The organism is Paraburkholderia oxyphila NBRC 105797, from assembly GCF_000685075.1.
Lineage (GTDB): Bacteria > Pseudomonadota > Gammaproteobacteria > Burkholderiales > Burkholderiaceae > Paraburkholderia > Paraburkholderia oxyphila.
In genome coordinates this window covers 21,419-46,365 of the sequence record NZ_BAYD01000034.1, presented here as the reverse complement: position 1 = coordinate 46,365, position 24,947 = coordinate 21,419, and the positions used below count along the sequence as shown (strand labels likewise).

General features: G+C 60.2%; 21 protein-coding genes and 4 pseudogenes. 9 read left to right on the top strand and 16 right to left on the bottom strand.

The genetic code is table 11. The annotated features are described in order from the left end of the window. Positions 1-108: 108 nt before the first annotated feature. The 5 genes and pseudogenes from BO1_RS21335 to BO1_RS21310 form a co-directional block, all read right to left on the bottom strand. A complete protein-coding gene (locus BO1_RS21335; RefSeq protein WP_028219289.1) occupies positions 109-459 on the bottom strand; it encodes a cupin domain-containing protein in 351 nt (116 codons plus the stop codon). Beyond that, positions 456-1,459 (bottom strand): annotated as a pseudogene (locus BO1_RS52110) (quinone oxidoreductase family protein). Before BO1_RS52110 ends, BO1_RS21335 begins: the two are co-directional and overlap by 4 nt. 48 nt (positions 1,460-1,507) lie before the next feature. Next, complete coding sequence (locus tag BO1_RS21325; protein WP_028219288.1) at positions 1,508-2,386, bottom strand: BKACE family enzyme; 879 nt, start codon at positions 2,384-2,386, stop codon at positions 1,508-1,510. A gap of 15 nt (positions 2,387-2,401) precedes the next feature. Then, positions 2,402-3,145 (bottom strand): annotated as a pseudogene (locus BO1_RS52105) (SDR family NAD(P)-dependent oxidoreductase). Between the two features lie 11 nt (positions 3,146-3,156). Further along, positions 3,157-3,999 (bottom strand): dioxygenase family protein, encoded by an 843-nt coding sequence (locus tag BO1_RS21310; protein ID WP_156992351.1) that lies wholly within the window; start codon positions 3,997-3,999, stop codon positions 3,157-3,159. Between the two features lie 372 nt (positions 4,000-4,371). Here BO1_RS21310 and BO1_RS52100 point away from each other — a divergent pair, with 372 nt between their 5' ends. Both BO1_RS52100 and BO1_RS21300 read left to right on the top strand, forming a co-directional pair. Continuing rightward, entirely contained in the window at positions 4,372-6,021 is a 1,650-nt protein-coding gene (locus BO1_RS52100) for an FAD-dependent oxidoreductase (RefSeq protein WP_245643862.1), read from the top strand. A 70-nt stretch (positions 6,022-6,091) separates the two neighbouring features. After that, positions 6,092-6,559: a nuclear transport factor 2 family protein gene (locus BO1_RS21300; RefSeq protein ID WP_028219285.1), complete on the top strand. Its 468-nt coding sequence runs from the start codon at positions 6,092-6,094 to the stop codon at positions 6,557-6,559. Positions 6,560-6,600: 41 nt separating this feature from the next. Here BO1_RS21300 and BO1_RS52095 read toward each other — a convergent pair whose 3' ends face one another. The 4 genes from BO1_RS52095 to BO1_RS21275 form a co-directional block, all read right to left on the bottom strand. Beyond that, on the bottom strand, positions 6,601-7,455 hold the full coding sequence (locus tag BO1_RS52095) for an AraC family transcriptional regulator (RefSeq protein WP_043285738.1): 855 nt from the start codon (positions 7,453-7,455) through the stop codon (positions 6,601-6,603). A gap of 62 nt (positions 7,456-7,517) precedes the next feature. Next, a complete protein-coding gene (locus tag BO1_RS21290) occupies positions 7,518-7,880 on the bottom strand; it encodes a BON domain-containing protein (protein WP_028219284.1) in 363 nt (120 codons plus the stop codon). Positions 7,881-8,135: 255 nt separating this feature from the next. Beyond that, entirely contained in the window at positions 8,136-9,116 is a 981-nt protein-coding gene (locus tag BO1_RS21280) for an IS5 family transposase (protein ID WP_028219283.1), read from the bottom strand. A 77-nt stretch (positions 9,117-9,193) separates the two neighbouring features. Next, the gene (locus BO1_RS21275) at positions 9,194-10,273 is read right to left on the bottom strand and encodes a porin (RefSeq protein WP_043285735.1); all 1,080 of its coding nucleotides are present in this window, start codon (positions 10,271-10,273) and stop codon (positions 9,194-9,196) included. An 834-nt stretch (positions 10,274-11,107) separates the two neighbouring features. On the opposite strand from BO1_RS21275, the pseudogene BO1_RS52090 reads away from it, so the two are divergent. Both BO1_RS52090 and BO1_RS62300 read left to right on the top strand, forming a co-directional pair. Beyond that, positions 11,108-12,090: pseudogene (locus tag BO1_RS52090) on the top strand (IS630 family transposase). A gap of 126 nt (positions 12,091-12,216) precedes the next feature. Then, positions 12,217-12,419, top strand: a pseudogene (locus tag BO1_RS62300) (IS66 family transposase); the annotation flags it as partial. A gap of 362 nt (positions 12,420-12,781) precedes the next feature. Here the strand turns inward: BO1_RS62300 and BO1_RS21260 are convergent. From BO1_RS21260 to BO1_RS21250, 3 genes are all read right to left on the bottom strand, one after another. After that, the gene (locus tag BO1_RS21260; protein WP_028219281.1) at positions 12,782-13,063 is read right to left on the bottom strand and encodes a YciI family protein; all 282 of its coding nucleotides are present in this window, start codon (positions 13,061-13,063) and stop codon (positions 12,782-12,784) included. Between the two features lie 907 nt (positions 13,064-13,970). Continuing rightward, complete coding sequence (locus BO1_RS21255) at positions 13,971-14,933, bottom strand: SphA family protein (RefSeq protein ID WP_084688089.1); 963 nt, start codon at positions 14,931-14,933, stop codon at positions 13,971-13,973. A 300-nt stretch (positions 14,934-15,233) separates the two neighbouring features. Then, positions 15,234-16,181, bottom strand: a complete 948-nt coding sequence (locus BO1_RS21250) for a VOC family protein (RefSeq protein WP_028219279.1) — start codon at positions 16,179-16,181, stop codon at positions 15,234-15,236. 133 nt (positions 16,182-16,314) lie between these two features. Between BO1_RS21250 and BO1_RS21245 the strand changes: the two genes are divergently transcribed. Beyond that, positions 16,315-17,262, top strand: a complete 948-nt coding sequence (locus BO1_RS21245; protein ID WP_043285733.1) for a LysR family transcriptional regulator — start codon at positions 16,315-16,317, stop codon at positions 17,260-17,262. Positions 17,263-17,438: 176 nt separating this feature from the next. On the opposite strand, the gene BO1_RS21240 is transcribed toward BO1_RS21245, so the two are convergent. Further along, a complete protein-coding gene (locus BO1_RS21240) occupies positions 17,439-18,917 on the bottom strand; it encodes an NAD-dependent succinate-semialdehyde dehydrogenase (protein ID WP_028219277.1) in 1,479 nt (492 codons plus the stop codon). Between the two features lie 81 nt (positions 18,918-18,998). Then, positions 18,999-19,292: a DUF1330 domain-containing protein gene (locus BO1_RS21235; protein ID WP_028219276.1), complete on the bottom strand. Its 294-nt coding sequence runs from the start codon at positions 19,290-19,292 to the stop codon at positions 18,999-19,001. 421 nt (positions 19,293-19,713) lie between these two features. On the opposite strand from BO1_RS21235, the gene BO1_RS52085 reads away from it, so the two are divergent. The 4 genes from BO1_RS52085 (at position 19,714) to BO1_RS21215 (ending at position 23,364) form a co-directional block, all read left to right on the top strand. Continuing rightward, positions 19,714-20,430, top strand: a complete 717-nt coding sequence (locus tag BO1_RS52085) for an FMN-dependent NADH-azoreductase (RefSeq protein ID WP_218002816.1) — start codon at positions 19,714-19,716, stop codon at positions 20,428-20,430. 39 nt (positions 20,431-20,469) lie between these two features. Further along, positions 20,470-22,002: an aldehyde dehydrogenase gene (gene adh, locus BO1_RS21225; RefSeq protein ID WP_028219275.1), complete on the top strand. Its 1,533-nt coding sequence runs from the start codon at positions 20,470-20,472 to the stop codon at positions 22,000-22,002. 73 nt (positions 22,003-22,075) lie between these two features. Further along, positions 22,076-22,390, top strand: a complete 315-nt coding sequence (locus tag BO1_RS21220; protein WP_028219274.1) for an EthD family reductase — start codon at positions 22,076-22,078, stop codon at positions 22,388-22,390. Between the two features lie 89 nt (positions 22,391-22,479). After that, complete coding sequence (locus tag BO1_RS21215) at positions 22,480-23,364, top strand: haloalkane dehalogenase (RefSeq protein ID WP_028219273.1); 885 nt, start codon at positions 22,480-22,482, stop codon at positions 23,362-23,364. Positions 23,365-23,484: 120 nt separating this feature from the next. Here the strand turns inward: BO1_RS21215 and BO1_RS52080 are convergent, their stop codons facing one another. Then, on the bottom strand, positions 23,485-24,384 hold the full coding sequence (locus BO1_RS52080; protein ID WP_167338370.1) for a LysR family transcriptional regulator: 900 nt from the start codon (positions 24,382-24,384) through the stop codon (positions 23,485-23,487). 87 nt (positions 24,385-24,471) lie between these two features. Next, positions 24,472-24,882 carry a (R)-mandelonitrile lyase gene (locus BO1_RS21205; protein ID WP_028219272.1) on the bottom strand — a complete coding sequence of 137 codons (411 nt, stop codon included), beginning with the start codon at positions 24,880-24,882 and terminating at the stop codon, positions 24,472-24,474. Between the last annotated feature and the right edge of the window lie 65 nt (positions 24,883-24,947).

Below are 24,947 nucleotides of genomic sequence, written 5' to 3'. Positions count from 1 at the left end.
GGGCGATGTCGCGCCCCGTGCAGGGTCCGAGCTGAACCTCCGAGAGCCAAAAACCGCCATCGCCAAACGGCGACGAAGCGGATGTCGCGCCTGCGCCATCAGACGGCGTCACCGCGCCTCGGGCCGCGACAGAGGCATCGCGAGCAGGAGCATCGCCGGACGCTCAGTGCGGTTGTGCAGCGCCCGCGCTTCACCTGGCGCTAGCCGGCACGAATCAAAACGGCCCATCGTGACTTCGCCCTCGTTCGTCCGCACGCAGACTTCTCCCTCTAACACCATGTAATGCTTCTCGAGGGGCGACGCGTCCATAGACGTGTACCCGCCCGGCTCAATCGTCGAAACACCGACCCACAGCGATTCGGCGGGACCGGCCTCCCGCCCCTGCAATCGCACGCAACTCATCAAGAAATGTTCATCGGGGAAATACTGCGGCGCGCCGCTAAAACGGGTCAGATTCATGGCTTGAGCAGCACGCGATGCGTTGCGCCGCGAAACACCGCCTGATAAGCGTGCGCCGCATCATCAATAGCAAACACGTACTCATCGTGGATCGGAAATGGCTTCAAGGCGCCCAGCTCGAATGCGGGCAACAACATGTCGAGAATCGCCGCTCCTTCGCGCGCATCGAGCGCATCGAGCGCATCGAGCGCATCGAGCGCAAGCGTATCGATCCCGACATACGTGTGCTGGCCACGATAGAACGTAAAATATCGAATGCCACCCGCCGCTCAATCGTCGAAATGAGGATCTGGGTTCCGCGCACCGCCATTGACAGATTCGCACGCTCAAAATACGGGCTGCCGACCGTGTTGTAGACGATGTCCGCACCGTGTCCGTTCGTCACGTCGCGCACGACTTCGTCGAACCTGGACGACGACGCGTCGATCATATGCACCTTGCCGCTCGCGTGGCCGAAGTATGGCTGCCCATTGCGCGCGACGCCAATGACGGTCGCACCAGCCATGGTGGCAAGCCGGATCGCCGCCTGCCCGACCTTGCCGTTCGCACCGAGCACGAGTACGACGTCGCCCTCGTTCACACCGCCGGCGCGCCGCAGGCCTTCGTACGCCGTGACAAACGGCACACCGACCGTGCCTGCCTCGTCCATCGTCAAGTTGGCCGGCTTCTCGCGCACACTTTGTGCGGGCACAACGAGGTAGCGCGCATCCGTGCCGTCGCGGCGGATGCCCAACTCGCCACCGCTTCCCCATACGGCCTTGCCGACGAGCGCAGACGGACCGTCGATCACCCGGCCGGCATAGTCACGACCCGGCGTGCGAGGCCACACAGCGTGCGGCATGAAGCCGAGAACCGCTTTCACGTCGCTCGGATTCACCGCCGCACTCGCGACCTCGATGAGGCAGTCGCCATCGCCGCACGTCGGCACCAATTGCTTATCGAACTGGAGCGCCAGTGAATCAACATCACTGCCCTTTTCCAGTACGCGAACACTCTTCATCATCTTGCTTTGTCTCCTCGGAGTCTATACACGCGGGCCTGCCGCGCTTTATGTGAGGCCGAGCATGACACGGGCCTCGCCGCTGGTGGCCACTTCCCCGCCAAGCATCGTCACAATGTCTTTCGCACGAGCAACGAGCGCCGCATTACTGTCGGCCAGCACACCCTTCTCGAGATACAGGTTGTCCTCGAACCCCACTCGCACGTGGCCGCCAGCCAGCCACGCCTGAGCGACCATCGGGAACTCGAATCGACCAATGCCAAACGCGGACCAGATTGCGCCGGGCGGCAGCAGGCTACGTGCGTAGAGCAACGTCTCCGGCGTCGCAGAGAAGCCATACTTGACGCCCGTCACGAAGGTCCAGAGGCCGGGGCCCTCCAGCACGCCCGACGCCATCAGGTCGCGTGCCAGATGCATATCGCCGGAATCGAAGATCTCGAGTTCCGGCTTGGCGCCCGTCTCGCGAATCACGTTCGCCATGCGTGTGACGTTCTTCGGCGTGTTGATGACAACCTCGGCGCCGGAATTCATCGTATTCAGGTCGAGGCTGCACACGTCCGGCTTCAGTTCGAGAATGTGCTCCACGCGCTTCTCGGGCGGCAACAGCGTCGTGCCGGGCGCAGCAATCTTCGGATCGTCGTCGCCCGGAATGAAACGTCCGCCGGGGCCAGTCGTCAGGTTGATGATCAGTTCTTGGTCGACGGCACGAATGCGCTCGATCACCTCACGGTAGAGGCTCACATCCATCGACGGGCGCCCCGTGAGCGGATCGCGCACGTGAATGTGTACCGCGGCCGCGCCAGCCTGCGCGGCCTCGAGAGACGCGGCAGCGATCTGCTCTGGGGTGACAGGCAGACGCGGGTGCTGATCCGGCCGCGTAATGTTGCCCGTAACCGCGCAGGTGATCAATGTCTTGCGTACATGCATACCAGGCTTCCCTAATCAGTTCAGCCGCCGGCCGCCTTCTACGACAATCGTCACGCCGGTGCTGAACTTAAGGTGCGTCGCGCATGCCTCGATCGCGGCGGCGACATCGTCCGGCGCGCCGATCCGGCCGAGCGGCGTCGTGGCAGCCGCCTTGGCATTGAAATCGTCGCTGCGCCCCGGCACGAAAGCGGTATCGACGACGCCCGGCGCGACGTTGAGCACGCGAATGCGAGGTGCGAGTGCGCGGCCGAGCGAGGCGGCCATCACATCGAGGGCCGCCTTCGCCGCGCAATACGCGATGTTGCTGCCGGAGCCCGAAGATCGACGACACGTTGACCACAAGGCCGTCGCCAGAGGCGTCGAGCAGCGCCCGGAATTCGCGGATTGCGGCGAACTGGCCGCGCCAGTTGACCTTCATGATGTCGTCGATGAACTCGTCGGTCAGCGCATCTAGATCAGCATGCTTGACCGGTTTCGTAAAGCCGGCCGTATTGACGAGGATGTCCACGCGCCCTTCGTGTGCGCGAACGTCCTCTGCGAGCGCCCGCAGCATGTCGCTGTCCGTGATCGTTGCGACTACGCCGCGATGCCCCTCGCCGGGCACTCCGAAGCGACCCGCCGCGCTTTATCCTCATCGCGCTGACCAACCACGATCACACGCGCACCGGCGCGCGCGAGGCGCGCGGCAGTTGCAGCGCCGATTCCTCCGGTGCCCCCATACACGACGGCAACTTTCCCCTGCAGTAAACTGGACACGATTACACCTCTCGTCACTGGATGGGCGGCGTCGGGAACGTCGGCGTCCCCTCGGCCAGAATGAAGTCGAAATCGAGCGTGTAGTACACGTCGCGCTGCTCACTGTGCGGGCCGCTGCCGGCTTCGTGATGCTCGAACTTGCCAACAAGGCGCCGGTTCACGCCGAACACAACGTCGGAGTCGAGATGATCCGAATCGTCGGCGAACACCTGCGAGACAAGCGTTGCGTGACCTTCGGCGAAGATCGCGAAATGCAGGTGTGCCGGCCGATACGGATGTCGCTCCTGGGCTGCGAGCAACACTCCAACCGGGCCATCGACCGGCACCGGATAGCCGGCTGGGCGCACGCTGCGGAAGTTGAACGCGCCGTCTTCTGCCGTGCGAAAGCGGCCGCGCAGGTTGTGTTCCGGCTGGCTCTCGTCCTGGTTTTCGTACAAGCCGACCGGCGACGCCTGCCACACATCGACCGTTGCGTTCGGCACGGGGCGACCGCTCGTGTCGAGCACGCGCGCATGAACGAACAGCGGCGCGCCGGTAGAGTCCTCGCATGCAATGCACTGGCCATTTGCGTATTCGGGCGAACCGCCGCGATAGAACGGCCCCAGCAATGCACCCGGCGTGCGTCCACTTGCGTCCGCACTGTTCAGCAACGCGACCAGGGTCGAAAACCCCAATACATCGGCGAGCAGCACGACTTCGTTGTGCCGCTCATTGCAGGCCTGGCCGACCGCGCGCAGAAATGCGAGCCCCTGTTCAAACTCCGCGTCGGTCAATCGCTCCTGCTTCAGGAACGCATGACAGTGTTCGACCAACGCATCGACGATTTCCTTGAGCCGCGGGTCCCGCGTGCCAGACATCGCAGCCTTCACGATCGACGTGACCGATGTCAAGTCGTCGATGATGCCGCCCGGTCGATCCGACTCCCCACAGTGCGCTCCAATGCAATCGTTTGCATATCTTTTTGCAAATATACACGCAGCCGCTCCTATTGGATAGATCGTTAACCCTGAATTTTTGGGTTGTGACCCCCTTTCTGAATGCCTCCATTAAGCAAACGTATGCATACGTTCTCGATGGCAGGGTCAGATTCTGGCTCCGGCAATGCAGGTGCACTGCACGCACAAATACGTAAAACGCCGGAATCTGGAAGACCGTAAAGCTGGGACGGCCTAACTTCACCCTCACACCTGTTTCGATCAGGTTGAAATCAACGATCTGGAGACATCCTCGTGAATACCCACACAGCCCCAACCTCCTCCTCACTCGACACCAAAGGGCAAAGTGACGAGTTCGACATGATTATCGTGGGCGCCGGCGCCGCCGGTCTGGCCTGCGCACTCTTTGCAGCCTGGCAGGACAACAAGGTATTGCTGCTCGAAAAGGCGTCGGAAGTCGGGGGCACGGCACGAAAGGCCGCTTTCTGGTATTGGGTTCCGAACAATCACGCGATGCGCGAGTTGGGTATTGAAGACCAGAAGGAAGATTGCCTGCGCTACATGGCCCGACTCTCCCGTCCCGAGACGTACAGCCCCGGCCTGCCGCGCTTTGGCATGACCGAGTGGGAGTACGACATGTGCGAGGCGATTTACGACTACGCCTCCGTTGCAGCCGAACTGCTCGCACAGCAGGGCGCCCTCAAATATCGACATTGCCCCGATGTCACGGATTACTGGGCGGAACTGCCCGAAGACAAGGCACCGCGCGGACGGGTACTGCTGCCGAAAGACGCTTGCGAGTCGATGTCCGATGGCGGCGCCGTAGCCGTCCGCTCGATGCTGGAGGCAGCGCGCAAAGCCGGCGTGGAGGTGAGGACCAGTTGCCGCGTACAGCGGCTGCTGTTTGACGAAAAGGGTACTGTGACAGGTGTTGAAGCACAGATCGCCGACTCTGGCTCGACGGTATTCAGGGCACGTAAGGCCGTCGTCTTCTGCTCAGGCGGTTTTACGCACAACAAAACGATGCGCAAGAACTTTCTTAGCGCTCCGGTGTTCGGCGGTTGTGCCGCCCGCTCCAACGAAGGCGACTTCGTGCGGATAGGCACAGCTGCGGGCGCCGAACTTCGCAACATGAACTATGCCTGGATGTGTCCCATCGTCCTCGAAAAAGCCTTGAACGATGATCCCAGTCTGATTGGCACCTTCTCGGCCTCCGGCGACTCAATGATCTACGTGAACCAGCACGGCAAACGCGTGACGAACGAGAAACTTGCATACAACGAATCAGCGCAGGCGTTCTTTACCTGGGACGCAGCAAGCTCGTCCTACCCCAACCTGGTGCTCGCCGCCGTTTGGGACGCACGCAGCCAGCAGCACAGCGCCAGCTCGGAATACGGGCGCTTCATCGTGCCAGCAGGCGCTGATGACGCTCATGTCATCAAAGGCGAAACACTGAAAGAACTCGCGCGCAACATCCGCGCACGTGTCGCCCAGCTTGCGCCGCAAATCGGCAATCTGCACTTCGGAGAGGACTTCGATGCGAACCTGCCAGCGACGGTCGAGCGTTTCAATGCGTTCGCTCGCACTGGCCGTGATCTCGACTATCATCGAGGCGAGCGGCCTGTCGAAGTGCTGTTTAATGGCCCAGCTGCGACCGACCCTGTAGCGCCCAACCCAACGATGTACCCGATCAGCGACTCGGGGCCTTACTTTGCAACGCTACTGACCGGCGGCAATCTCGATACGAAGGGCGGACCTGTGACGAATCGGCACGGGCAGGTGCTTGATCACGACGGCACGCCAATATCCCACCTTTACGGCGTCGGTAACTGCGTCGCGTCGCCCTCGGCACGTGCCTATTGGGCAGGCGGTGCCACGATCGGGCCAATTCTCGCGTTCGCATACCTCGCGGCACGTAGCGCCCATAACGAATCCCTTATTTGAGTTGTTGCGCGTTGACCGGCAATCAACGCGCTTCGTACCCTCACGTTCACGTCATCACATGGAGGAAACTATGGCCTTGACTATGGAAACAATGACCGACGAGCAACGAAAATCCGTCGCCGTCGAATATCTGAAAGCATTCGACAATGGCGGTAAGACGTCGTCTGGCGGCAGTATCCTCGACCTGTTCGCCGACGACGCGCAGGTATTTTTCCCAAAATGGGGATTGGCCAGCGGCAAGGATGAAATCGGCAAGCTATTTGGCGACGTTGGAGACACGCTAAAGTCGATTTCACACCACTACGCGCATTTCAACTGGATATTTTCCGGCAGTGACGTGATTGTTTGCGAGGGCACGAGTCACGGCGAGCACAGGGACGGCCCATGGCGCGCCGGCGTTCCCGCATGGGGCGCCGGAAACTGGTGCGACGTGTTTGAGATTCGGGACTGGAAAATCCAGCGCGTCTACATCTATCTCGACCCGGATTACGCAGGCCAGGACACGGCTCGTTATCCATGGTTGAAGTCGCGTGTTTGAACACGCATGGTTGAGCGGGAGGCGTTGACACACCCTCCTCCCTATGTCCGACCCGCTCTGGCGCGGCGCGGTGTCATGCCGCGCCGCTGGGTAAACAACGTGGTCATATGCTGTTGCGAGGCAAACCCACAGGCCGCTGCCACCTCGCAAATGGGCATGTCGCTTTCGCGAAGTAGGTGCATTGCCGCGTCGAGACGCCGCTCCACCACGAGTCGATATAAGGACTGCCCTGTGCGAGCCTTCACGGCGTCAAACACCGAGCGCAGCGGCAAATCGAGTTCGCGAGCAAGATCGGCACAGGTGATCGTGGAGCCGATGTGGTCGCGAATGTAGGCTTCGAGTCGATCGAATCCCGCGTTGGTGAGCTTGGGTGATCGGTGGCACTCAGGCTGGCTGAGCGCTTGCTCGATCTCGACATAGACGAGCGTGGAGAGGCACTGCATTTCCCACGGATCGGGTTGCGTCACGCCCCCCAAGCGGACGCGTGCATAACGAATCAGATGTCGGATCCCCTCGACACCGATGTTCTCCCGATTGCCGGAGTCCCGAAGCGGCGCAATCGCGTTGCGGCTAATGCCGTGCTCGATCGCATTTACATAACTGAACGCAACGAACCCCTCGCTGACGGTCATCGCATCGACCCGCAAGCGGCAGCCGCGCGGATGGAAAGCCGCCGTCTCCGGACGGAAAGCCAACGGCCTCGCGGGCTCGTCGTCGTAGCGCGTTTGCGTGGCGATGTGCCCGAAGACGAGGCAGATCGTATCGGAGGTCGTCGTGTAATCAAGCGTGTAGGGTTTCGCGCTCGATCGCCAGTATGAGAGCCCTGGCATACTTGAAGCTGGCATGCCGAACTGCTCCATGCCGCGCCAGTCTCCTCCATTAGTTTGCTCTTTCATGGGTATCTCCTGCACGGGCCACGTGCCTTAAGCCGCGGCCTTTACATCATGCATTGCACAGGCTAGAGTCCTTCGGCCCGCACGATCAATCTGTTGTTGACGGTATCGACACCGACCACACCCTGTGCGACCGAGGTCGCCAGAGCGATCTGGTCAGTTTCGGGCACATAGCCCTCCAGCCATATCACCCCACCGTTTGCCATCACGACGATACGGTTTGCGTTCAACCCTTTGGCCTTCGTAAGACTGCGCAATACGGCCTTGCGAAGCTTGCGGTCCGCCGCGCGAATTTCCTTTGCCGCCGGCCCGGAAGCCACGAATACCTGCCGGGCACCACTGTCTTCGCCATTTTGTGCGTAAGCACTCGCGACAGCCATAGCAAAAACCCCTATGGCCGCGTACCGTAGCAGCCTGCTTCGTTTCATTCACACTCTCCTCGTTAACCGGCACCACGCTGCGTGCCGTAATGAGCCGGTCATGTTGTGGTCGCTCGGCAATGACGCAATCGGCAAAGCCAGCGCTAAGGCTACGCTGATCAAGCCGCGCAAACACGACTAGTTGCGACCAAGGCATGCGTAAACTTTCGAGATCGCGAACAACAGCCGCGCAAGCCGGCATTCCAGCTCCCATGACGCCCCCCGGAGGGGCTCTGCGCGGGCTTTTTGCCCGCCTTTGACCCTTTACGGGCGCACCTGTGCCGTCGAGCGACCTCGCCACACGTAAAGATTCGTCAGCGCGAGCGCAACGAAGGCGCGATCGGCGTTCTTCGCCAGACCACGATAGCGAACCTTCGTGAAGCCCCACAACCGCTTCACGACCGCGAATACGTGCTCGACCCGGGCACGGACCTTCGACTTGTTGCGGTTCTTGCGCCGCGCCACTTCGTCGACAATGTCCTTGCGACGCGTGCGCTTGTTGGTGAAGTCACGTGCTTTCGGAGCCTTGCTGTGAATCACTGCTTTCTGGCTCGCGTATGCGCTGTCGCCGTAGACGCGTTGCTCGTTACCGTTCAGCAACTGGGGCAGCGGATGCTTGTCGTGCACATTCGCGGCCGTCACGACGGCGCTATGAGCCAGCCCGCTCTGACTGTCCACGCCAATGTGGAGCTTCATGTCGAAATACCGCTGTTGACCCTTGCGGGTCTGTTGCATCTCAGGATCCCGAGCCTTTTCCTTGTTCTTGTTCTTGGTCGACGAGGGTGCTCCAATCAGCGTGGCGTCCACAATCGTGCCGCTCTTGAGCTTCGCTCCGCGCTCCTGCAACGCCAAGCCCACCTCCGAGAAAATCCGTTCGCCCAGTTTCTGTTCTTCCAGCAGATGCCGGAATTTGAGCATCGTCGTGGCGTCCGGCACCGTTTCGCTGCCCAGGTCAATGCCAACGAAACGGCGCAGGCTGAGGCTGTCGTACAGCTCCTCTTCGCATGCCAGGTCGGCAAGATTGAACCAGTGCTGCACAAAGTGAATCCGCAACATACGCTCCAGCGCAATCGGCGGGCGACCATTGCCGCGTTTCGGATAAAACGGCTCCACCACTGCGCACAGCTGTGCCCACAGCACAATCGCGTTCATCTCATCGAGAAACGCTTCGCGTCGCGTAGGTTTGCGCTGCGCCCCGAATCCCGCGCATAGATCGACAGCCATCGCCAGTGTCAGTTGTTTCATCGTTTTACGCTTTCACCGTTATATGCTCGCGCTATAACGCGTGACAGTCGTGAACGGTGGACTTGATCAGCATTGCCCTAAAACGTGTGGCGCATGCCAACTACCGCGCCAACGGTCGTGCCTTCCGGCGCATACAATGCGCTGTTGATCGAGATACCCGTGTTCATGGCTCCATGGTTGTCGACTGCACCGACCTGCGTATAGAGCATGGTGCGCTTTGAGAGGTAGTAATCTGCACCCAGTGCGCCCATCACTGAATGATTGGCGGTGTGATTGCGGTCGCTTGTCGCCCAGATACCACCATTGATGTCGAATGCTGGCGTCAAGTGATAGTCCAGACCACCGCCATAAACGTTACTATTGAATGACCCTGCCACCTTGTAATTCACAAACGACAGCTTCGCGGTCATGGCGCCAATCTTGTACGCTGCGCCAATGGTACGCCCTTCGAACTCGAGCGTCGTGGGCACTGGCGTCTGTGCATTGCCACCTGAATTGCCGTCGTAGATAGATGCGTTGATCATGAAGCCGCCGAGCTCATACTTGACGCTCGCCGCGTACTGTCGTCCGGCCTGAAAGTCACCGGGTATACCTCCAAACGCATACATGACGCTGGCCTGCAAACCCGCAATCTTCGGGCTGGTGTACGACAGCGCGTTGGGATTGTAGATACTTGTTCCGAGCACGCTATCGACCATATTCACCAGACCGCTTCCGAATAGCGCGAAATCGCGCGGGTCCGACTCATACAGCGCCAGGAAAAACGGCGAGTATTGCAGGCCAGCCTTGACTATTCCGTACTTGCTGTCGAGCGCGATCCATGCCTGACAGCCGAACAGGTTGCCATTGCAGTCGGCCAGCGCACCATTGGCGACACTGAACCCGCTTTCGAGCTTGAATGAGACTTTAAAGCCGCCGCCAAGATCCTCCGTTCCGGTGAGGCCAAACAACGACGGACTAACGCCGCCTTCGATCATCGATACTTGTTTGCCCGCGCTCTGCCCAGCCACTGGCGCGGCAGTTTTGCTCGTATAGAGCAACCCGCTATCGATGACGCCATACAGCGTTACGCCGCTTTGAGCATCGGCAGCGCTTACAAACAACAAGCCTGCGGCGCAGGCCGCCAGCCTCAAACCTGATCCTCCAAACCTCCTCATCCATTATCTCCTTTCCGATTATCTTATTGACTCCCCAAAATATTTAAATTATTTATTCAATTGAATATAATTCAATACGGGTTCCGAGAGGCGATGACTTGCGAAGAATACGCTACGGCCTCGCAAAGCATCTCTCATTGAGCGGCCGTAAGATTTCAATGGCCTCTTAGGCTAGCGCCCGGCACCGGGGGAATTCCAAACCTGGTCATCCCTTGCGTACCAATTCGTCTTCCTGTGCCAACTGCGGCCACATTCGCCCAGCAGCAATGCCAAATGCCCGCGTTAGGCTGCGCTCGAGCAGAACCGTCCACGAACGAGGCTCGCCAGGCTTGATCACCCATCCGTTTGGCTCTGGGCCTGGCGTTGCGTCGACTGTCGATGCTGAAACGATAGCCGCAGTGCAGTGCAATGGGTGCAAGAAAGCGGCGAATACGATGTTCGCGAAACGCAAACAATTGCCCGTAGCGAGGTGAAAACTTCACGGGACAAGGCATGAGGCACAAAATCGGCGCGCGCGAAGCGGGACGCGTGACGTCCCCAGGGCAAGCCCAGGTAGACTCGCCAATCAACTCACAAATGGTGTCAGTACGAGGCCTGGCTCAGTCCAACCACACACGAGCCTGAACAGGTGTTTGCGGATGTATGGGCGGGCAGCTTCTGGCGCGTTCCAACGCGTCACTACAACCTGACAATATCTTATAAAACAATAGGTTGATCATAGGTCAGTAAGTTAGGGGACAAATTCGGCGAATGCCGATCTCTCGTGTCTCGTCCACTCGATGGATATGCGGACCGTGAAACGAGGCGGGTCTGGCGCACAACATCCTCGAAGAGATGCGCATGCTCGCGCTCGAGCGGATGAATGAAGGCGAGCATCATGATGCGGTTTCGGCGTCGTTTGGGATGCATCGTTCGTGGGCCTACAAGCTGCGCGCGAAAGCCTGGAGGCGAGGACGAGGTGCGCGTGCATTGCGGTCTACCCAGGCGACAGGCCGCCCGCGCAAGCTCACTACCGCCCAGGAGCAGCAGGTGCTACGCTGGATCAATGACAAGAACCCAATGCAGTATGGCTTTGACTTCAGGCTTTGGACTCGCGATCTGGTACGCGAACTGGTATAGCGTAAATTCGGGATCACGCTGGGCCTAGCCACGATCGGCACAATGCTGGCGCGTCCGAACCTGACGCCACAAAAGCCTCTGTGCGCGCTTACCAATGCGATCCAGCGGAAATCGAACGCTGGGAACACGACACGTATCCATCCATCGCCAAACGGGCTCGTGAGCAGAAGACGGACATCTTCTTCTGGGACGAATCGTGATTTCGGGCCGACTCAGTACATGGGAAGACCTGGGCGCCACGCGGCGAGACACCCATCGTAGAGCGCCCCGGTCAACGGCAGAGTATGAGCGCGGCGTCCGCCGTCAACTCGAAGGGCGCCTTCTGGTTTGCGACGTACGAAGGGGGACTCAGCAGCAAACTGTTCGTCGCGCTGCTCAAAAAGTTGATGTTCAATCGGAAGACGCCGGTTCATCTGATTGTCTACGGACTGCCTGCACACAAAAAGGCTGTCGTGAAGGACTACGTCGCCAGCACCAACGGCAAACTTACCCTGCACTTTCTGCCCGGCCATGCGCCGGACCTCAACCCGGATGACTTGGTGTGGGGCCACGTGAAGCGCACAGGCGCCGCGCGAATTCCCTTATGCAAAGGCGAAAAGCGCGACACGATGGTTCGCGAGCAACTTGCACAGCAAGCCCCAGAGCTCGTGCGCTCGTTTTTCAGGCATCCATCTATCGCCTGCATTTCTGAACTATGAGTAGATGCTGCGCGCCGACTTGATGAGTGGCGAACAATTGGCAGTCAGCTCATTGTGCCAGCCTTCGCAATATACATAGCGTTACTAAATATAAAACTCCCGCACTTGGAGAGACATTTCCATAATCGCAAAGGCTGGCTGTTCGCAGACACTGTTGCTGGTGCGCAGGCCAGTGCCAATCTCTACTCGCTCGTCGGGCCTGTAAGGCGAACAGCGTCGATCCATACCGCTAGCTCATCTGGCTGTTCGCGAAGCTACCGCTCGCCACGGTCGCTTACGGCTACGCAGCACTCATGCCTCGGCACATGCTCGCACCGCGAACACCCTAGATCTGAGAGGCGTCGTTCATTGGTCGCTTACCGAGAAGGGACGTAGCGAATTCACGCGTTCGCGCCCGCGGCGCTGCAACGACAACGAGCTGGCCGTGACCAAGAACGGCGTGGTCATGCGTCGTCAGTTCGGCTACGCGTACGGCCGACTGGGCGAAGAGTTCAATACCTTCTGAGCCGAGCTATTGAATCCGTTTCTGAACTTCGACCGGCCATCCGTTCGGCACCGAAGTGCCAGATCCGAAAAAGCCCGGCCGGTCCCGACAGGTTCATCAGCGAGCGGACGTGATGACGCCCCTCGAAAAGCTGGCAAGCCTGCCGGACATGGACAACTTCCTGCGCAAGGACGCGGCACTCTCCTCTCAGGGACTCCCCACCTTGTTCTCGAATCGAAAAATGTCAACCGTTTGCCAGATGCCAGCCGCGTTAAACGGATCTTCGAGTACCTGACGCCGCACTGTTTCGATATCGTCGGCCTCATAGAGAAAGAAACTGCCACGTGTCGCACCGTCCGCCGTAGTCAACGGTCCGGCAATGAGCGCTTTAAGCGGCGACGCTAGCAACCGCGCCTTGTGCGTCGCGAAGTGCGTGCGACGATGCTCGGCCATCCCCGGGTTATCGAGGCAGTAAGCTATAAATTGCATTTCAGTTCCTTACCATAAAGCACCGGCTGCCTTGCAGCCCGGATTACGACGATGCGAGATAGCTCGCCGCAACAATGTAGCGGCGCTTCGATAATGACGGCCAACCCGCATGTGAAAAACGCACGAGTCCGCACGCATTGGCTTATCGTATTTGACGGCACTATACGCCCCGCACCATAAGTATCACTGACCAGAAGAAGCGCCCACTTGTCAGATCGTCCGTATATTTATGGATCGCGCTCAGTGCATGTGAAATGCTGAATGCGCTCCCTCGCAAACTCATCCCCCCGCTTAGAAAGCGCACGTTCTGAATCATTGCTCGCCCGCTACCGGAGGCTTCCGTGCCTTTGCCAAATCGCTTCGTCGCTGTCGAATCGTGGAGACCGCGCCAAAGCAGGGGCGCTATGCCGAGATAGGGTGTGCGTGATCGTTGACAGCGAGCGCCGGATCAGTGTGGTATCTTTCGCGAAGCACAGGTGAGTTGCACAGGCAACAGCGCTCGCGACGTCTTCGGGTGACCCCGACGTCTTCAAGTGAGCCGATACGGCCGAGCGGAGTCGTTGCCACGACGGCCCGGTTGAAATTGCCCCCAAGTTCCCGACCACAATAGTTCAACAGACGTCCGATATGTACAACCATCTGGCGTTATTCAGGGGAAGTAGAACCGCCGATGAAGTTCTCTATGACTATTTCTTCGGGCAGCGGCACCAGGGAATACACGCAAGCATTTACGCAGATACGATGCGTTCGCTTGCATTCAAAGTTGCTCGACCATCGGTTCATGAGTTGCGAAACCGCCGCAGCCTCCCCGACGCACGCGACATTCAGCGGGACGCATTCAACACTGGCTCCGCATCAACACGAATTACTTCGAAAGACGACATTAACAAACCGGGTGTTTCTCCCCTCACTGGAATGCCTTGCTGAAAACTACGAACGTGCGCGAAATGCCAAGGGTATTCCGGTTCGCCACCGCGAACTGCAGTTTGAACTTCACATTGGCCTTCCAGGAAGGTATATCATAGGCTATGATGGGCCCCACGCCGGCAGTCACGAGGCGTTTGCCGTCAGGTTTCACCGGCAGGCCGTCCTGGATATCACCGTCCCACTGTCTGGCGTAGTAGCCGCTCAATCCGGCTTGCCACCTTCCGAACCGCTCCGTGATGGCGCTGTCGATGTCATAGACCGGCCCGCTCGAATAGTTGGTAGCGGAGTTGTGAGACGTGAAGTCAAAAAAGACATGGGCACTGAACTCGAGGCCGTCACCAAGGAAATTGGGACCCGTGAGATACGTCACGGAAAAATTGGGTATATAGAAAAAGACGTTGTGCCCCGGCGTTTGCAACTGGGTAGTGTTGTATTTTCCGGTTGGGAAGATCATCGAATACGCCAGCTTGATGGTCAATCCATATGGCAGATCCGGTCGCGACGATTTCACATTTCCAAACACCGGACCGATGTATTTACTCCACTCAATCAGGTCCGCGTAAAGGTCGCCGAATCCCCTATAATACTCATGCCTGTTGTCAATGGACAGATAGGCCGCAGTCACGGGGAGCTGTACAGAGGTTCCAACTGTTCCTCCGAATAGATGAAAGGGGTATACGTAAAGGAGCCCAAAAGCCCCTACCGCTTGATCCCCGTGAGCCTGGACACTATTCTCTCTGTCTCCATTGTCACCATACATATGGGTGGCCAACGCCGCTCCGGCCACCACGCTTCCATAAAACCCGGTATCCGATGGCAGATAAGCGTTGCGAATATCTGTTCCCCCTACCGGTCCTCCGAAGTAGTTCCCCTCCGACGCGTGAGACCACATTGGAGCTGCGCTTACGGCACCCATGAAAATATACACCAATATCTTTGACAAAATTCGTCTCCTTCAATATAGATTTTTATTTATGTATAGTCATTCAAATCATTCGACCAGCCAGCCTGCTTCTAAATTCATTTATTCGGCAGCCGAATAGGTAGCGCGACACGAATCGTCGCGCCCAACACACCCTGTTCAAACACACTGATCACGAACGTGCGTGTGCTCAGGTGGCGTCCATCGTCGTGAAAAGACGAAGGCATCACTCTTGCACCCGGCCGGTTACTCGATGGCGATATCAACGCTCGGAAGATCGGCAGTCCACGCTCTCAAATCTCGCCGCGCGCTTTTCCCGGGCTACACACTGAAGCGCTTGATGAACTTCTCAGGCGGCGGGTCGCCCCATTGCGAAATCAGGCCGTCTTCCACCGAAATCAGCGTCGGGGCATTGTGGATATTGAGCCGATCACTGTCGGTCCAATGCTCGTGCATGCGTCCCCACGGATCGGCCCAGTAATCGAAGATCTGGCTACCGAGAAGGTGACGCCCCACGCCCCACATATGCTCGTACTTGCGCTTTCGCCGCAGGTGGTCCTGGCCCAGGAATACGTCGTCGACATCCTGAACTTCGAAGGACAGATGGTTCAGGCCGGCGTGCGCGTTCTTCACGCAGTAGAAGATGTGGTGATCGACAAAATCCTCGCCACGATCGCAGCGATTGAACGACGAGGTGACATTGTCCTCGCTACCGGCATAAACCTCGTCGGTGCAGATCAGCCCCAGCGTCTTGCGAAACCAGTCCACCGTGGCGCGCAGATCGGGGGTGCCCATGACGCAGTGACCGATACGCTTGACCCGCGCAGGACCGCGTTTGAGACGCACCAGTTCGCCCGCTCGATTGAGAGGCTTATCGGCCATGTTCAGCGGGACCCGTTGAACGGGAATAGGCTCAACCGCCTCTATGCCGTGGACAACCTCGATCTGGTAGCCGTTGGGTTCCTTGATGCGCACGCGCAAACCGCCGCCTGGCTCGTCGATTGCCTCCACCGCAGAGGCTCCCGGCAGCCGCGCGAGGCGGTGAAGATCCTCCTCGTCGGCGGCATGCCAGGCGAGCCCGACGAAGCCTGGCTCGCCGAGCTCGGTGACGTGAATGTGATGATGGGGATCGGTGCCCCGCATGTACAGCGCGCGGCTCGTTCGCGCTGCCCGCACCATCCCGAAGTCCGTCAGGAACTCCTCCATGACATCGAGATCGGGCGCGCGCAACCGCCCGTACGCTACATCAGTGACCTTGATCGTCGACATGCTCGCCTCCTGTTTCATCTTGGCATCAATATTTATGCGTTGTCCGAACCTTGTGGGAGCATAATGGCCCCATCCCATGCAGATGGGAATCACGCAAATTGTGCGATCAATTCACACCCAGGGTACGAATTCAATGGACCGGCTTACCAGCATGCAGGCCTTTGTCATCACCGCCGATGCAGGCAGCTTCAGTGAGGCGGCGCGCCGGCTCGCCATGTCGCCCAGCATGGTCACCAAACACGTCGAGGCGCTCGAGCACCGTCTGGGTGTGCGTCTGCTGCATCGCTCCACGCGCCGGCTGGTGCTGACCGAAGCGGGCGCCGACTACCGCGACCGCTGCCGATACCTTTTGGCCGAGGTGGATGAGATCGAGGCCGGCATATCGACAGAGCGCCTCGAGCCGCGCGGCCTGTTGCGGGTCAATGTGCCGGTGTCGTTTGGCGTACGGCATATCGCACCGCTGCTGCCGAACTACGCCCGGCGTTATCCAACCGTCACCGTCGAGCTCGGGCTGAACAACCGCTTTGTCGATCTGATCGAGGAAGGCTGGGACGTCGCCGTGCGCTTCGGGCCCATGGTGAACCCGGCGATGATCGCGCGCCGGCTCAGCACTTCACGCATGGCGGTGTGTGCCGCGCCCGAATACCTCGCCGTCCATGGCACGCCTCGCACAGTGGCCGATCTGGCTCAGCATAATTGCCTGCGCTATGCCCCTGCCGGCATCAGCACCGCCATGCCCTGGCAGTTTCAGGGCCCCTATGGACCGGCCGCTCTTGAGGTCCGCGGCAACCTGCTCGCCAGCGACCCCAGCGTGATACGCACGGCGGGCCTGGGAGGCCAGGGCATCCTGTTCGAACCCACCTTCCTCGTCGGCGAGGACATAGCAGAGGGCAGACTGGTGGAGATCACCCTGGATCAGAAACCACTGAGCGTACCCATTCATGCGGTATGGAGTCCCGGGCGCAGGCTCTCGTCCAAGGTTCGCAGTTTCGTGGATTTGCTGGCTGAGCATATGCAGCCAGTTCCGCCATGGGATCGCGGGTTGCCGCCATCGACCAGCGAGGATGCTGCGTCGCCCTGAAGACTTTTCCACCCGCTTCGATGTCGACAAGCGGGTCGAAGCGTTCGATACGCTGACCCCGCATGGGGGATTTGAGACCGCATGATCGGCGTAGCGCCGTCGATCTTGCGACGGCCCCGCGCCTGCTTGTTGTTCAACCTGCTGCAGGCGCCAATGAGCCCGCTGTTACCACGTCCTCACCATTCGACGGCAATATACCTGGCCTCGGTGAACTCCCTTATCCCGTGGTGAGATCCTTCGCGGCCCAGTCCACTTTGCTTCACGCCACCGAACGGTCCAGCGGGATCGGAAAGCACGCCCCGGTTCAGGCCGATCATGCCGCTCTCGATCTGCTCGGATACCCGCAGTCCGAGTTTCAGGTCCGACGTGTACACATAGGCGCCCAAACCAAACTTCGATGCATTAGCGAGCGCAATGGCTTCATCAACGGTGTCGAATGAGGTCAAGGCGGCGACCGGGCCGAAGATTTCTTCCTGAAGAATGGCTGCGCCGGGATCGATGTCCACCAGTACGGTCGGCGGGTAAAAGAAGCCGGGGCGCTCGCAACGGGTACCGCCCACCAGCACCCGGGCACCGCGCGTCTTGGCATCATCGACCAGCCGTTCAATTTTCCCGACTGCCGCCGCATTGATCATTGCTCCGCACTGTGTGTCAACGGCACAGCCGTCGCCGACATTCAGCGCGCCCATCCGCTCCGTCAGCCGCTCTGCGAAGGCGTCGTGGATCCCGCGCTGGACCAGAAAGCGGTTAGCCGCAATACAGGCCTCGCCTCCGTGCCGCATCTTGGCGGCCAGGGCGCCCTCGATCGCCGCCTCGAGATCGGCGTCGTCGAACACGAGGAACGGCGCGTTGCCACCGAGCTCCATTGACGGGCTTACGATATTGTCGGCCGCTTCGCGCAGTAGTATTCGCCCGACTTCGGTCGATCCCGTGAACGACAGTTTTCGCACGCGAGGATCGTGCAGGATCGCCGAGGCGAGCGGCCCCGGATCGGTGGTCGTCACGATATTGAGAACACCGGCCGGCAGGCCTGCCATCAGCATCAGTTTCGCAATGGCTAGAGCGGTCAGCGGTGTCTCTTCTGCGGGCTTCAGAATGCATGTGCAACCCGCAGCGAGCGCAGGCGCGATCTTGCGCGTCGCCATTGCCGCCGGCAGGTTCCATGGCGTGATGAGTAGCGAAATGCCGACGGGCGCATATTGGACAAGAATACGATTGGCGCCACCGGGCGCCATATTCAATTCGCCATTCAGGCGTACGCCCTCCTCCGCATACCAGCGGAAAAATTCGGCGGCATAGGTGACCTCCCCCCTGGCATCGTCTAGCGCCTTGCCGTTCTCGAGCGAAATAAGTTCGGCAAGCCACGCCTGATGTTCCATCATGCTCTCGTAACACGCCTGCAGAATCTTCGAGCGCGCGCGTGGCGCCGTTGCTGCCCAGGCCTTTGCCGACTGGTCCGCTGCCTCGACGGCCGCCATCCCGTCAGACACGGTGCCATCCGCGACCGAAGTCAACACCCGGCCGCTGGACGGATCGATAACGTCGAAGCGGCCTGCGCCTTGCGCCGCTCGCCATTCGCCGCCTATGAGCAGATCAGTTGGAATCTCCGGAGGCCCGGGCAACTTCGCTTGCGACGGGGTCGCGTAGGTGTTCATCGAATCCATTGCTTCGTTATACTGACAATATTGAAGATTGACGGGGTATGGCAATGGGCAACATCAGCCCTGATCCACAAGCTACTCCAACGCTTCGACGATCCGATGATCGCGCAAGGTGCCAGGCGGCAGCGCAGCGAGCGCCTTCGCATAGAGCTCGCTATCGTAAGCGGCGATCGCCTGGTCGTAGCTGTCAAATTCCACGATCACGGTCCGCTCGACGACGGCATCCTCGTTGGCTCGCATCCTGCCGCCTCGAACCAGAAACCGGCCGCCGCCCGCTTTCACCGCGGCGGTCGCGAGCTCGCTGTACACCTCTCGCTGTCGATGGTCTGGTACCAAGCGATATGCACATGTCCAATACGCTTTTGGCATCGTTGCGTCTCCTGTCTACCATTGCTTCATTTGGCAAACGGGCGAATTCATCGCCCGACCGAAGCCGTCTGTTGGCCCGGTAGCCCGGATGTTGCAAGCATCGCCTGGTTGAGTCAAAGACCGATTGGGTTTGGCGCCCAACCTTTGCGGTATGACGCCACGATGCTCCTGATATTTTCCCGGCTTTACCCCCTGGTTCTTCAGCGAGCACTCCGCGTTCTCTGCACTCAATGATTCGCGAACCGCCCATTACTTTGGACCGCTAACGTCGCGTTCGTGTCAACTGACCTTGCCGAAACCCATCGCCGCCTGGTCGCCGGCAGAACCCTGCGCCGATCTCCCACCTATGGTGCGAGCTAATCGCACACTTTGCGCGATTCTCATTGGTGCAAGAAGGGGCCAATATCTTCACAGAGGTGGCTTGCAGCTCGAACGGATCGACGGCGGCATTCGCCACCCTCCTCCACTACACGATATCGAGTACATCATGCAGATTCTTCGCATCGACTCCAGCCCGCAAGTGCCATCGGTGTCACGTCAACTGAGTGGCGAACTGGTTGCCGAGCTCACACGGCACGAACCTGGCTGCCAGGTCGTGCACCGCGATCTTGGCAAAGAGCCGCTGGCTCACCTTTCGCATCAGTCCGTCGTTTCCATCCGCACGCCGGAAACATCTACCCCGGAGCAAAAGGCGGTCAGGGTGCTATCGGACTCCTTGATCGATGAACTGGAAGCGGCGGACCTGCTTGTGATCGGCTCGCCGATGTACAACTTCGGCATCACCAGCCAGCTCAAGGTCTGGTTCGATCATGTGCTGCGCGCCGGCCGCACGTTTCACTACACGCCGGAAGGGCCGATCGGCCTGTTGAGCGGCAAGCGCGCCGTGCTGGTCATGACGCGCGGCGGCGTTCACAGCAGTGGCCCCGCGCGTCTGCGCGATCATCAGGAACCCCATTTGCGCACACTCCTGGCATTCATCGGCATTGGCAATGTTTCAGTCATTCTGGCGGAGGGATTGGGTATGGGTGCCGAAAGCCAGCAGCGGGGTCTGGCTTCTGCACGATCCGCAATCGGTCGCTGGGTCGCAGACGAGACGCAGCAGCGCGTTTCAGGCTCGGCCGCGCCTTCGCGTGCCTGAACCGAAACCGTACATCCAATCCTTTGCGAAGAAACGAACATGATCGACACCCTCTCGGCCGTCCTTCCGGCAGACACCGCCGCTCCGGTCAGCTTCAAGCAACGTTACGACAACTTTATCGGGGGCAAGTTTGTGCCGTCGGTGCGTGGTGCTTACTTTGACGACATCACGCCGATCACCGGCGAGGTCTACACTTCGGTCGCCCGCTCGACCGAGGAGGACATCAGCCTCGCGCTCGACGCTGCCCATGCCGCAGCGAGCCACTGGAACCACACCCCGGCTGCAGAGCGCGCCAATATCCTGAACCGCATTGCCGACCGGATGGAGGCCAATCTCGCGCGCCTCGCCTTTGCCGAGACGGTGGACAACGGCAAGCCAATCCGTGAAGCCATGGCGGCCGACATTCCGCTCGCGATCGACCATTTCCGCTATTTCGCCGCATGCGTGCGCGCGCAGGAAGGCGGCCTCTCCGAGATCGACAGCACCACCGTCGCCTACCACTTCCACGAGCCGCTTGGCGTAGTCGGCCAGATCATCCCGTGGAACTTCCCGCTCCTGATGGCCGCCTGGAAGCTCGCCCCGGCGCTCGCCGCCGGCAACTGCATCGTTATCAAGCCGGCGGAGCAGGCTCCGGTCAGCATTCTGGTGTGGATCGAGCTGATCGCCGACCTGCTGCCGCCCGGCGTGCTCAACGTGGTCAACGGCTTCGGGCTGGAGGCCGGCAAGCCGCTCGCCTCGTCCAGCCGTATTGCCAAGATTGCTTTCACGGGCGAAACAGGCACTGGCCGGCTGATCATGCAATACGCCAGCCAGAACCTGATTCCGGTGACGCTGGAGCTCGGCGGCAAATCGCCCAACCTCTTCTTCGACGACGTCGCCGCCGAAGACGACGATTTCCTCGACAAGGCGATCGAGGGCTTCGCCATGTTTGCCTTGAACCAGGGCGAGACCTGCACCTGTCCGTCGCGCGCGCTGGTGCAGGAGAGCCTCTACGAGCGCTTCATGGAACGCGCGCTGGAGCGCGTGCGGGCGATCAGGCAGGGCAACCCCCTGGAGGCGACGACGATGATCGGCGCCCAGACCTCGAGCGAGCAGGTTGACAAGATCCTCTCCTATATCGACATCGGCAAGCAGGAGGGCGCAGAGGTGCTGACCGGGGGGAAGCGCGCGACACTCGGCGGTGCGCTCGACGGCGGCTACTATATCGAGCCTGCAGTGCTGCGCGGTCACAACAGGATGCGCATCTTCCAGGAGGAGATCTTTGGCCCGGTGGTTTGCGTCACCACGTTCAAGGACGAGGCCGAAGCGCTGGCGCTGGCCAACGACACGATCTATGGCCTTGGCGCAGGCGTCTGGACGCGCGATACCAACCGCGCCTATCGCCTCGGTCGCGCAATCAAGGCGGGCCGCGTCTGGACCAACAGCTACCACCTCTACCCCGCGCACGCGGCATTCGGCGGCTACAAGCAGTCCGGCATCGGTCGCGAGAATCACAAGATGATGCTCGATCACTACCAGCAGACCAAGAACCTGCTGGTGAGCTACAGTCCAAAAGCGCTCGGCTTCTTCTGAGCGGGCAACTGCATCCCGGGCGGACGCGCCGCTCGCTGCGCCCAGTGCGACTATCCCTGAAGGAGAACACAAGATGATAAAGGTCAGCGTCCTCTATCCGGCCGGCGACGGCACCCATCGCTTCGACATCGATTACTACATCAACCGTCATCTGCCGATGGTGATGCAGAAGTTCGGCGCTGCCTGCAAAGGCCTCAGCGCCGAACAGGGAATCGCCGGCGGCATGCCCGGCACGCCGCCGGCCTACGCCGCCATGTGCCACTTCACGTTCGACTCGGTCGACGACTTCCAGGCCGCAATGATGCCGCACGCCAAAGACATCATGAGCGACGTCCCCAATTACACCGACATCACCCCAATCCTCCAGGTCAGCGAGGTAAAGATCTAGCGGCGGCGTGCCGCGCTCGGCAATATCAATCCCGATGCCGGTTGAGCAACCCGCAATCGGCTTCTGGCAAGCGCTCAGGAAACACATACATGTTCTCGATCCACGAACCGCCCAAGAACTACATCGAAGTTCTCGGCAGGAAGATGGCCTACGTCGAGGCCGGCGATGGTCTGCCCGTCGTATTCCTCCATGGCAACCCCACCTCGTCGTACCTCTGGCGCAATATCCTGCCTGTCGTTGCGCCTCACGCCCGATGTATCGCGCCCGACCTGATTGGCATGGGCGACTCGGAGAAGCTTCCAGGCTCCGATCCGGCGCGGTATGGATTTCAGGAGCATCGGCGCTTCCTCGAAGCGCTGCTTGACGCCCTCGGCCTTGACCGGGAAGTGGTACTGGTCGGACACGACTGGGGCGGCGCGCTCGCCATCGACTGGGCCCGGCGTCACCCGGCCTCGGTCCGCGGTATCTGCTATTTCGAAACCACCATTCGCCCGCGGGAATGGAGTGAGGTCAATCCATCAGAGCGCGCGCTTTTCGAACAGCTGCGCTCGTCCAGAGGCGAGCAGATGATCCTGCAAGAGAACGCCTTTGTCGAGGTATTGCTGCCGCGCTGGGTGCTAAGAAAGCTCTCGGAAGCGGAAATGGAGGTCTATCGCCGGCCCTTCCGTAATTCCGGCGAGGACCGCCGGCCTACACTGACTTTCCCGAGAGAAATCCTGATTGGCGGCGAACCCGCTCACATGCTACCGATCATTCAGGCCAACACCGACTGGATGTCGACGACCGAAACGCCCAAGCTCTTCATCAATGGGGATCCCGGCGCGATCGTATTCGGCGCGCTTCGCGAGCTTTGCCGCACCTGGCCGAACCAGCGCGAGGTGACGGTGCGAGGCAAGCATTATCTGCAGGAAGACTCGCCACTCGAGATTGGGCAGGCGATCGTCGACTGGCTTGGGACACTGCCCCGCGCATAGCGACGTCCCGCTCTGCAACCGTCCCCAGGCAGCCCTGTTGAGGGCTCCTGGGACGCCAACTGGCAAGCGTTCATTCGCGCGGGTCGCCCACTCACCCAATGCCCCTTTCAGTTAGGTATGCTAAGGCAAGGTATTGAGGATCCTGCCGAGCAGCTCATTGATCGAATTCATCAGCGCGGGCTGTTCGCTGCGTAGCCAGCTCATGAGGATCGGCGAGGTGCACCCCGGCTCGTCCAGCAGACGGTAACAGACATCACTTCCACGCATGCGCTGGACGACCGCGGGTACGATGCAGATACCGTAATCCGCGGCTACGAGACCCAGCGCGACCTGCAACTCTCCAACATCGATAATTTCGCTGGGCCGGAACCCACGCTCCGCAAACAGGGCGTGAACCGAGCCCGGATGCTCGGGGGATGCCCCTGTGGGAAACACGATGAATGTCTGATCCGCGAGATCGCGTAAAGACAACGGTTCTGGCGCGTTAATCGCGAGCGGGTGATGAGCGGAAACAGCGACGAAGAGCGGCTCTTGTCGCAAGTGGACCTGGGAAATTTCCGGATCGCTGACGCGAATATGGCCGAATCCGATGTCGATTCGACCTTCCTTGAGCGCGACGACTTGCTGCCCGGCCGGCATTTCGACCAGATCGATCTTCGCGTGCGGATTCGCTGCTCGCAGCTCACGCAACAGCTCGGGAAAGCGGCCATAGAGGACGATCGTCTCAAGGCCGATACGAAACGACCTCTGCCCCGTCCTTTCCAGATGGCGTGCTTCCTGCGAAAGACGGTCGATCCGCGCAAGAATTTCGGAAGCCCGCTGCTGGACCAGCTCTCCCGCCACGGTGAGCGTGAGCTGGCGGGAACGACGATCAACCAGCGCTATCCCGAGCTCTTCCTCGAGCGCGCGGATCTGTCTGCTGAAGGGCGGCTGCGCAATGTGCGATTCCGCAGCCGCGTGCGTAAAGTTCAGCGTGCGCGCCAAAGCAAGAAAGTAGCGCAATTGCCTGAGTTCCATCATGCCCATTCCTGGTCCATCATTGAACCTCAGCGTCGAATGCTTCCTTGCGCGAGGTAGCCCCGAATCACGCCGCAGCGGGATTGGCGCTCACTCTTCAGCCGTACCCGGCGGGTAGTCCCCGTCACTGACTTTCTCCATCCAGTCGACAGCCGTACCGTTCACCGCTTCCTGCAGGGCAATATGCGTCATCGCCGTCGTCGACTTCGCGCCATGCCAGTGTTTCACGCCGGGCGGGAAGCGCACCACGTCACCTGTGCGAATCTCCTCGACCGGGCCGCCCCAGCACTGCGCCCAGCCCACTCCGGCCGTCACGATAAGGATCTGGCCCAGCGGGTGCTTGTGCCACGCGGTTCGCGCTCCCGGCTCGAACGTCACGCTCACCCCGCTGCCGCGCGACGGCTCCTGCGTCGCGAACAGCGGGTCCATACGCACGGTTCCCGTGAAGTACTCCACCGGACCCTTGCCGGATGGTTGTGATCCACTTCGCTTGATTTCCATTTACGCGCTCCTTTGTTCGGGTAGTGCGGGTCCGCATGCGCGCGCTGTTCAGGCCGCGCACGCGG

Excerpts from the sequence above, each read along its gene's own strand:
- BO1_RS21300 (WP_028219285.1), top strand. The coding sequence starts at position 6,092 with ATGGCCTTGACTATGGAAACAATGACCGACGAGCAACGAAAATCCGTC.
- BO1_RS52095 (WP_043285738.1), bottom strand. The coding sequence starts at position 7,455 with ATGAAAGAGCAAACTAATGGAGGAGACTGGCGCGGCATGGAGCAGTTC.
- BO1_RS21240 (WP_028219277.1), bottom strand. The coding sequence starts at position 18,917 with ATGAACACCTACGCGACCCCGTCGCAAGCGAAGTTGCCCGGGCCTCCG.
- BO1_RS21220 (WP_028219274.1), top strand. The coding sequence starts at position 22,076 with ATGATAAAGGTCAGCGTCCTCTATCCGGCCGGCGACGGCACCCATCGC.
- BO1_RS21325 (WP_028219288.1), bottom strand. The coding sequence starts at position 2,386 with ATGCATGTACGCAAGACATTGATCACCTGCGCGGTTACGGGCAACATT.
- BO1_RS21215 (WP_028219273.1), top strand. The coding sequence starts at position 22,480 with ATGTTCTCGATCCACGAACCGCCCAAGAACTACATCGAAGTTCTCGGC.
- BO1_RS21290 (WP_028219284.1), bottom strand. The coding sequence starts at position 7,880 with ATGAAACGAAGCAGGCTGCTACGGTACGCGGCCATAGGGGTTTTTGCT.
- BO1_RS21310 (WP_156992351.1), bottom strand. The coding sequence starts at position 3,999 with ATGTCTGGCACGCGGGACCCGCGGCTCAAGGAAATCGTCGATGCGTTG.
- BO1_RS21335 (WP_028219289.1), bottom strand. The coding sequence starts at position 459 with ATGAATCTGACCCGTTTTAGCGGCGCGCCGCAGTATTTCCCCGATGAA.
- BO1_RS21235 (WP_028219276.1), bottom strand. The coding sequence starts at position 19,292 with ATGCCAAAAGCGTATTGGACATGTGCATATCGCTTGGTACCAGACCAT.
- BO1_RS52080 (WP_167338370.1), bottom strand. The coding sequence starts at position 24,384 with ATGATGGAACTCAGGCAATTGCGCTACTTTCTTGCTTTGGCGCGCACG.
- BO1_RS21250 (WP_028219279.1), bottom strand. The coding sequence starts at position 16,181 with ATGTCGACGATCAAGGTCACTGATGTAGCGTACGGGCGGTTGCGCGCG.
- BO1_RS21275 (WP_043285735.1), bottom strand. The coding sequence starts at position 10,273 with ATGAGGAGGTTTGGAGGATCAGGTTTGAGGCTGGCGGCCTGCGCCGCA.
- BO1_RS21260 (WP_028219281.1), bottom strand. The coding sequence starts at position 13,063 with ATGCAATTTATAGCTTACTGCCTCGATAACCCGGGGATGGCCGAGCAT.
- BO1_RS21280 (WP_028219283.1), bottom strand. The coding sequence starts at position 9,116 with ATGAAACAACTGACACTGGCGATGGCTGTCGATCTATGCGCGGGATTC.
- adh (WP_028219275.1), top strand. The coding sequence starts at position 20,470 with ATGATCGACACCCTCTCGGCCGTCCTTCCGGCAGACACCGCCGCTCCG.
- BO1_RS21205 (WP_028219272.1), bottom strand. The coding sequence starts at position 24,882 with ATGGAAATCAAGCGAAGTGGATCACAACCATCCGGCAAGGGTCCGGTG.
- BO1_RS21245 (WP_043285733.1), top strand. The coding sequence starts at position 16,315 with ATGGACCGGCTTACCAGCATGCAGGCCTTTGTCATCACCGCCGATGCA.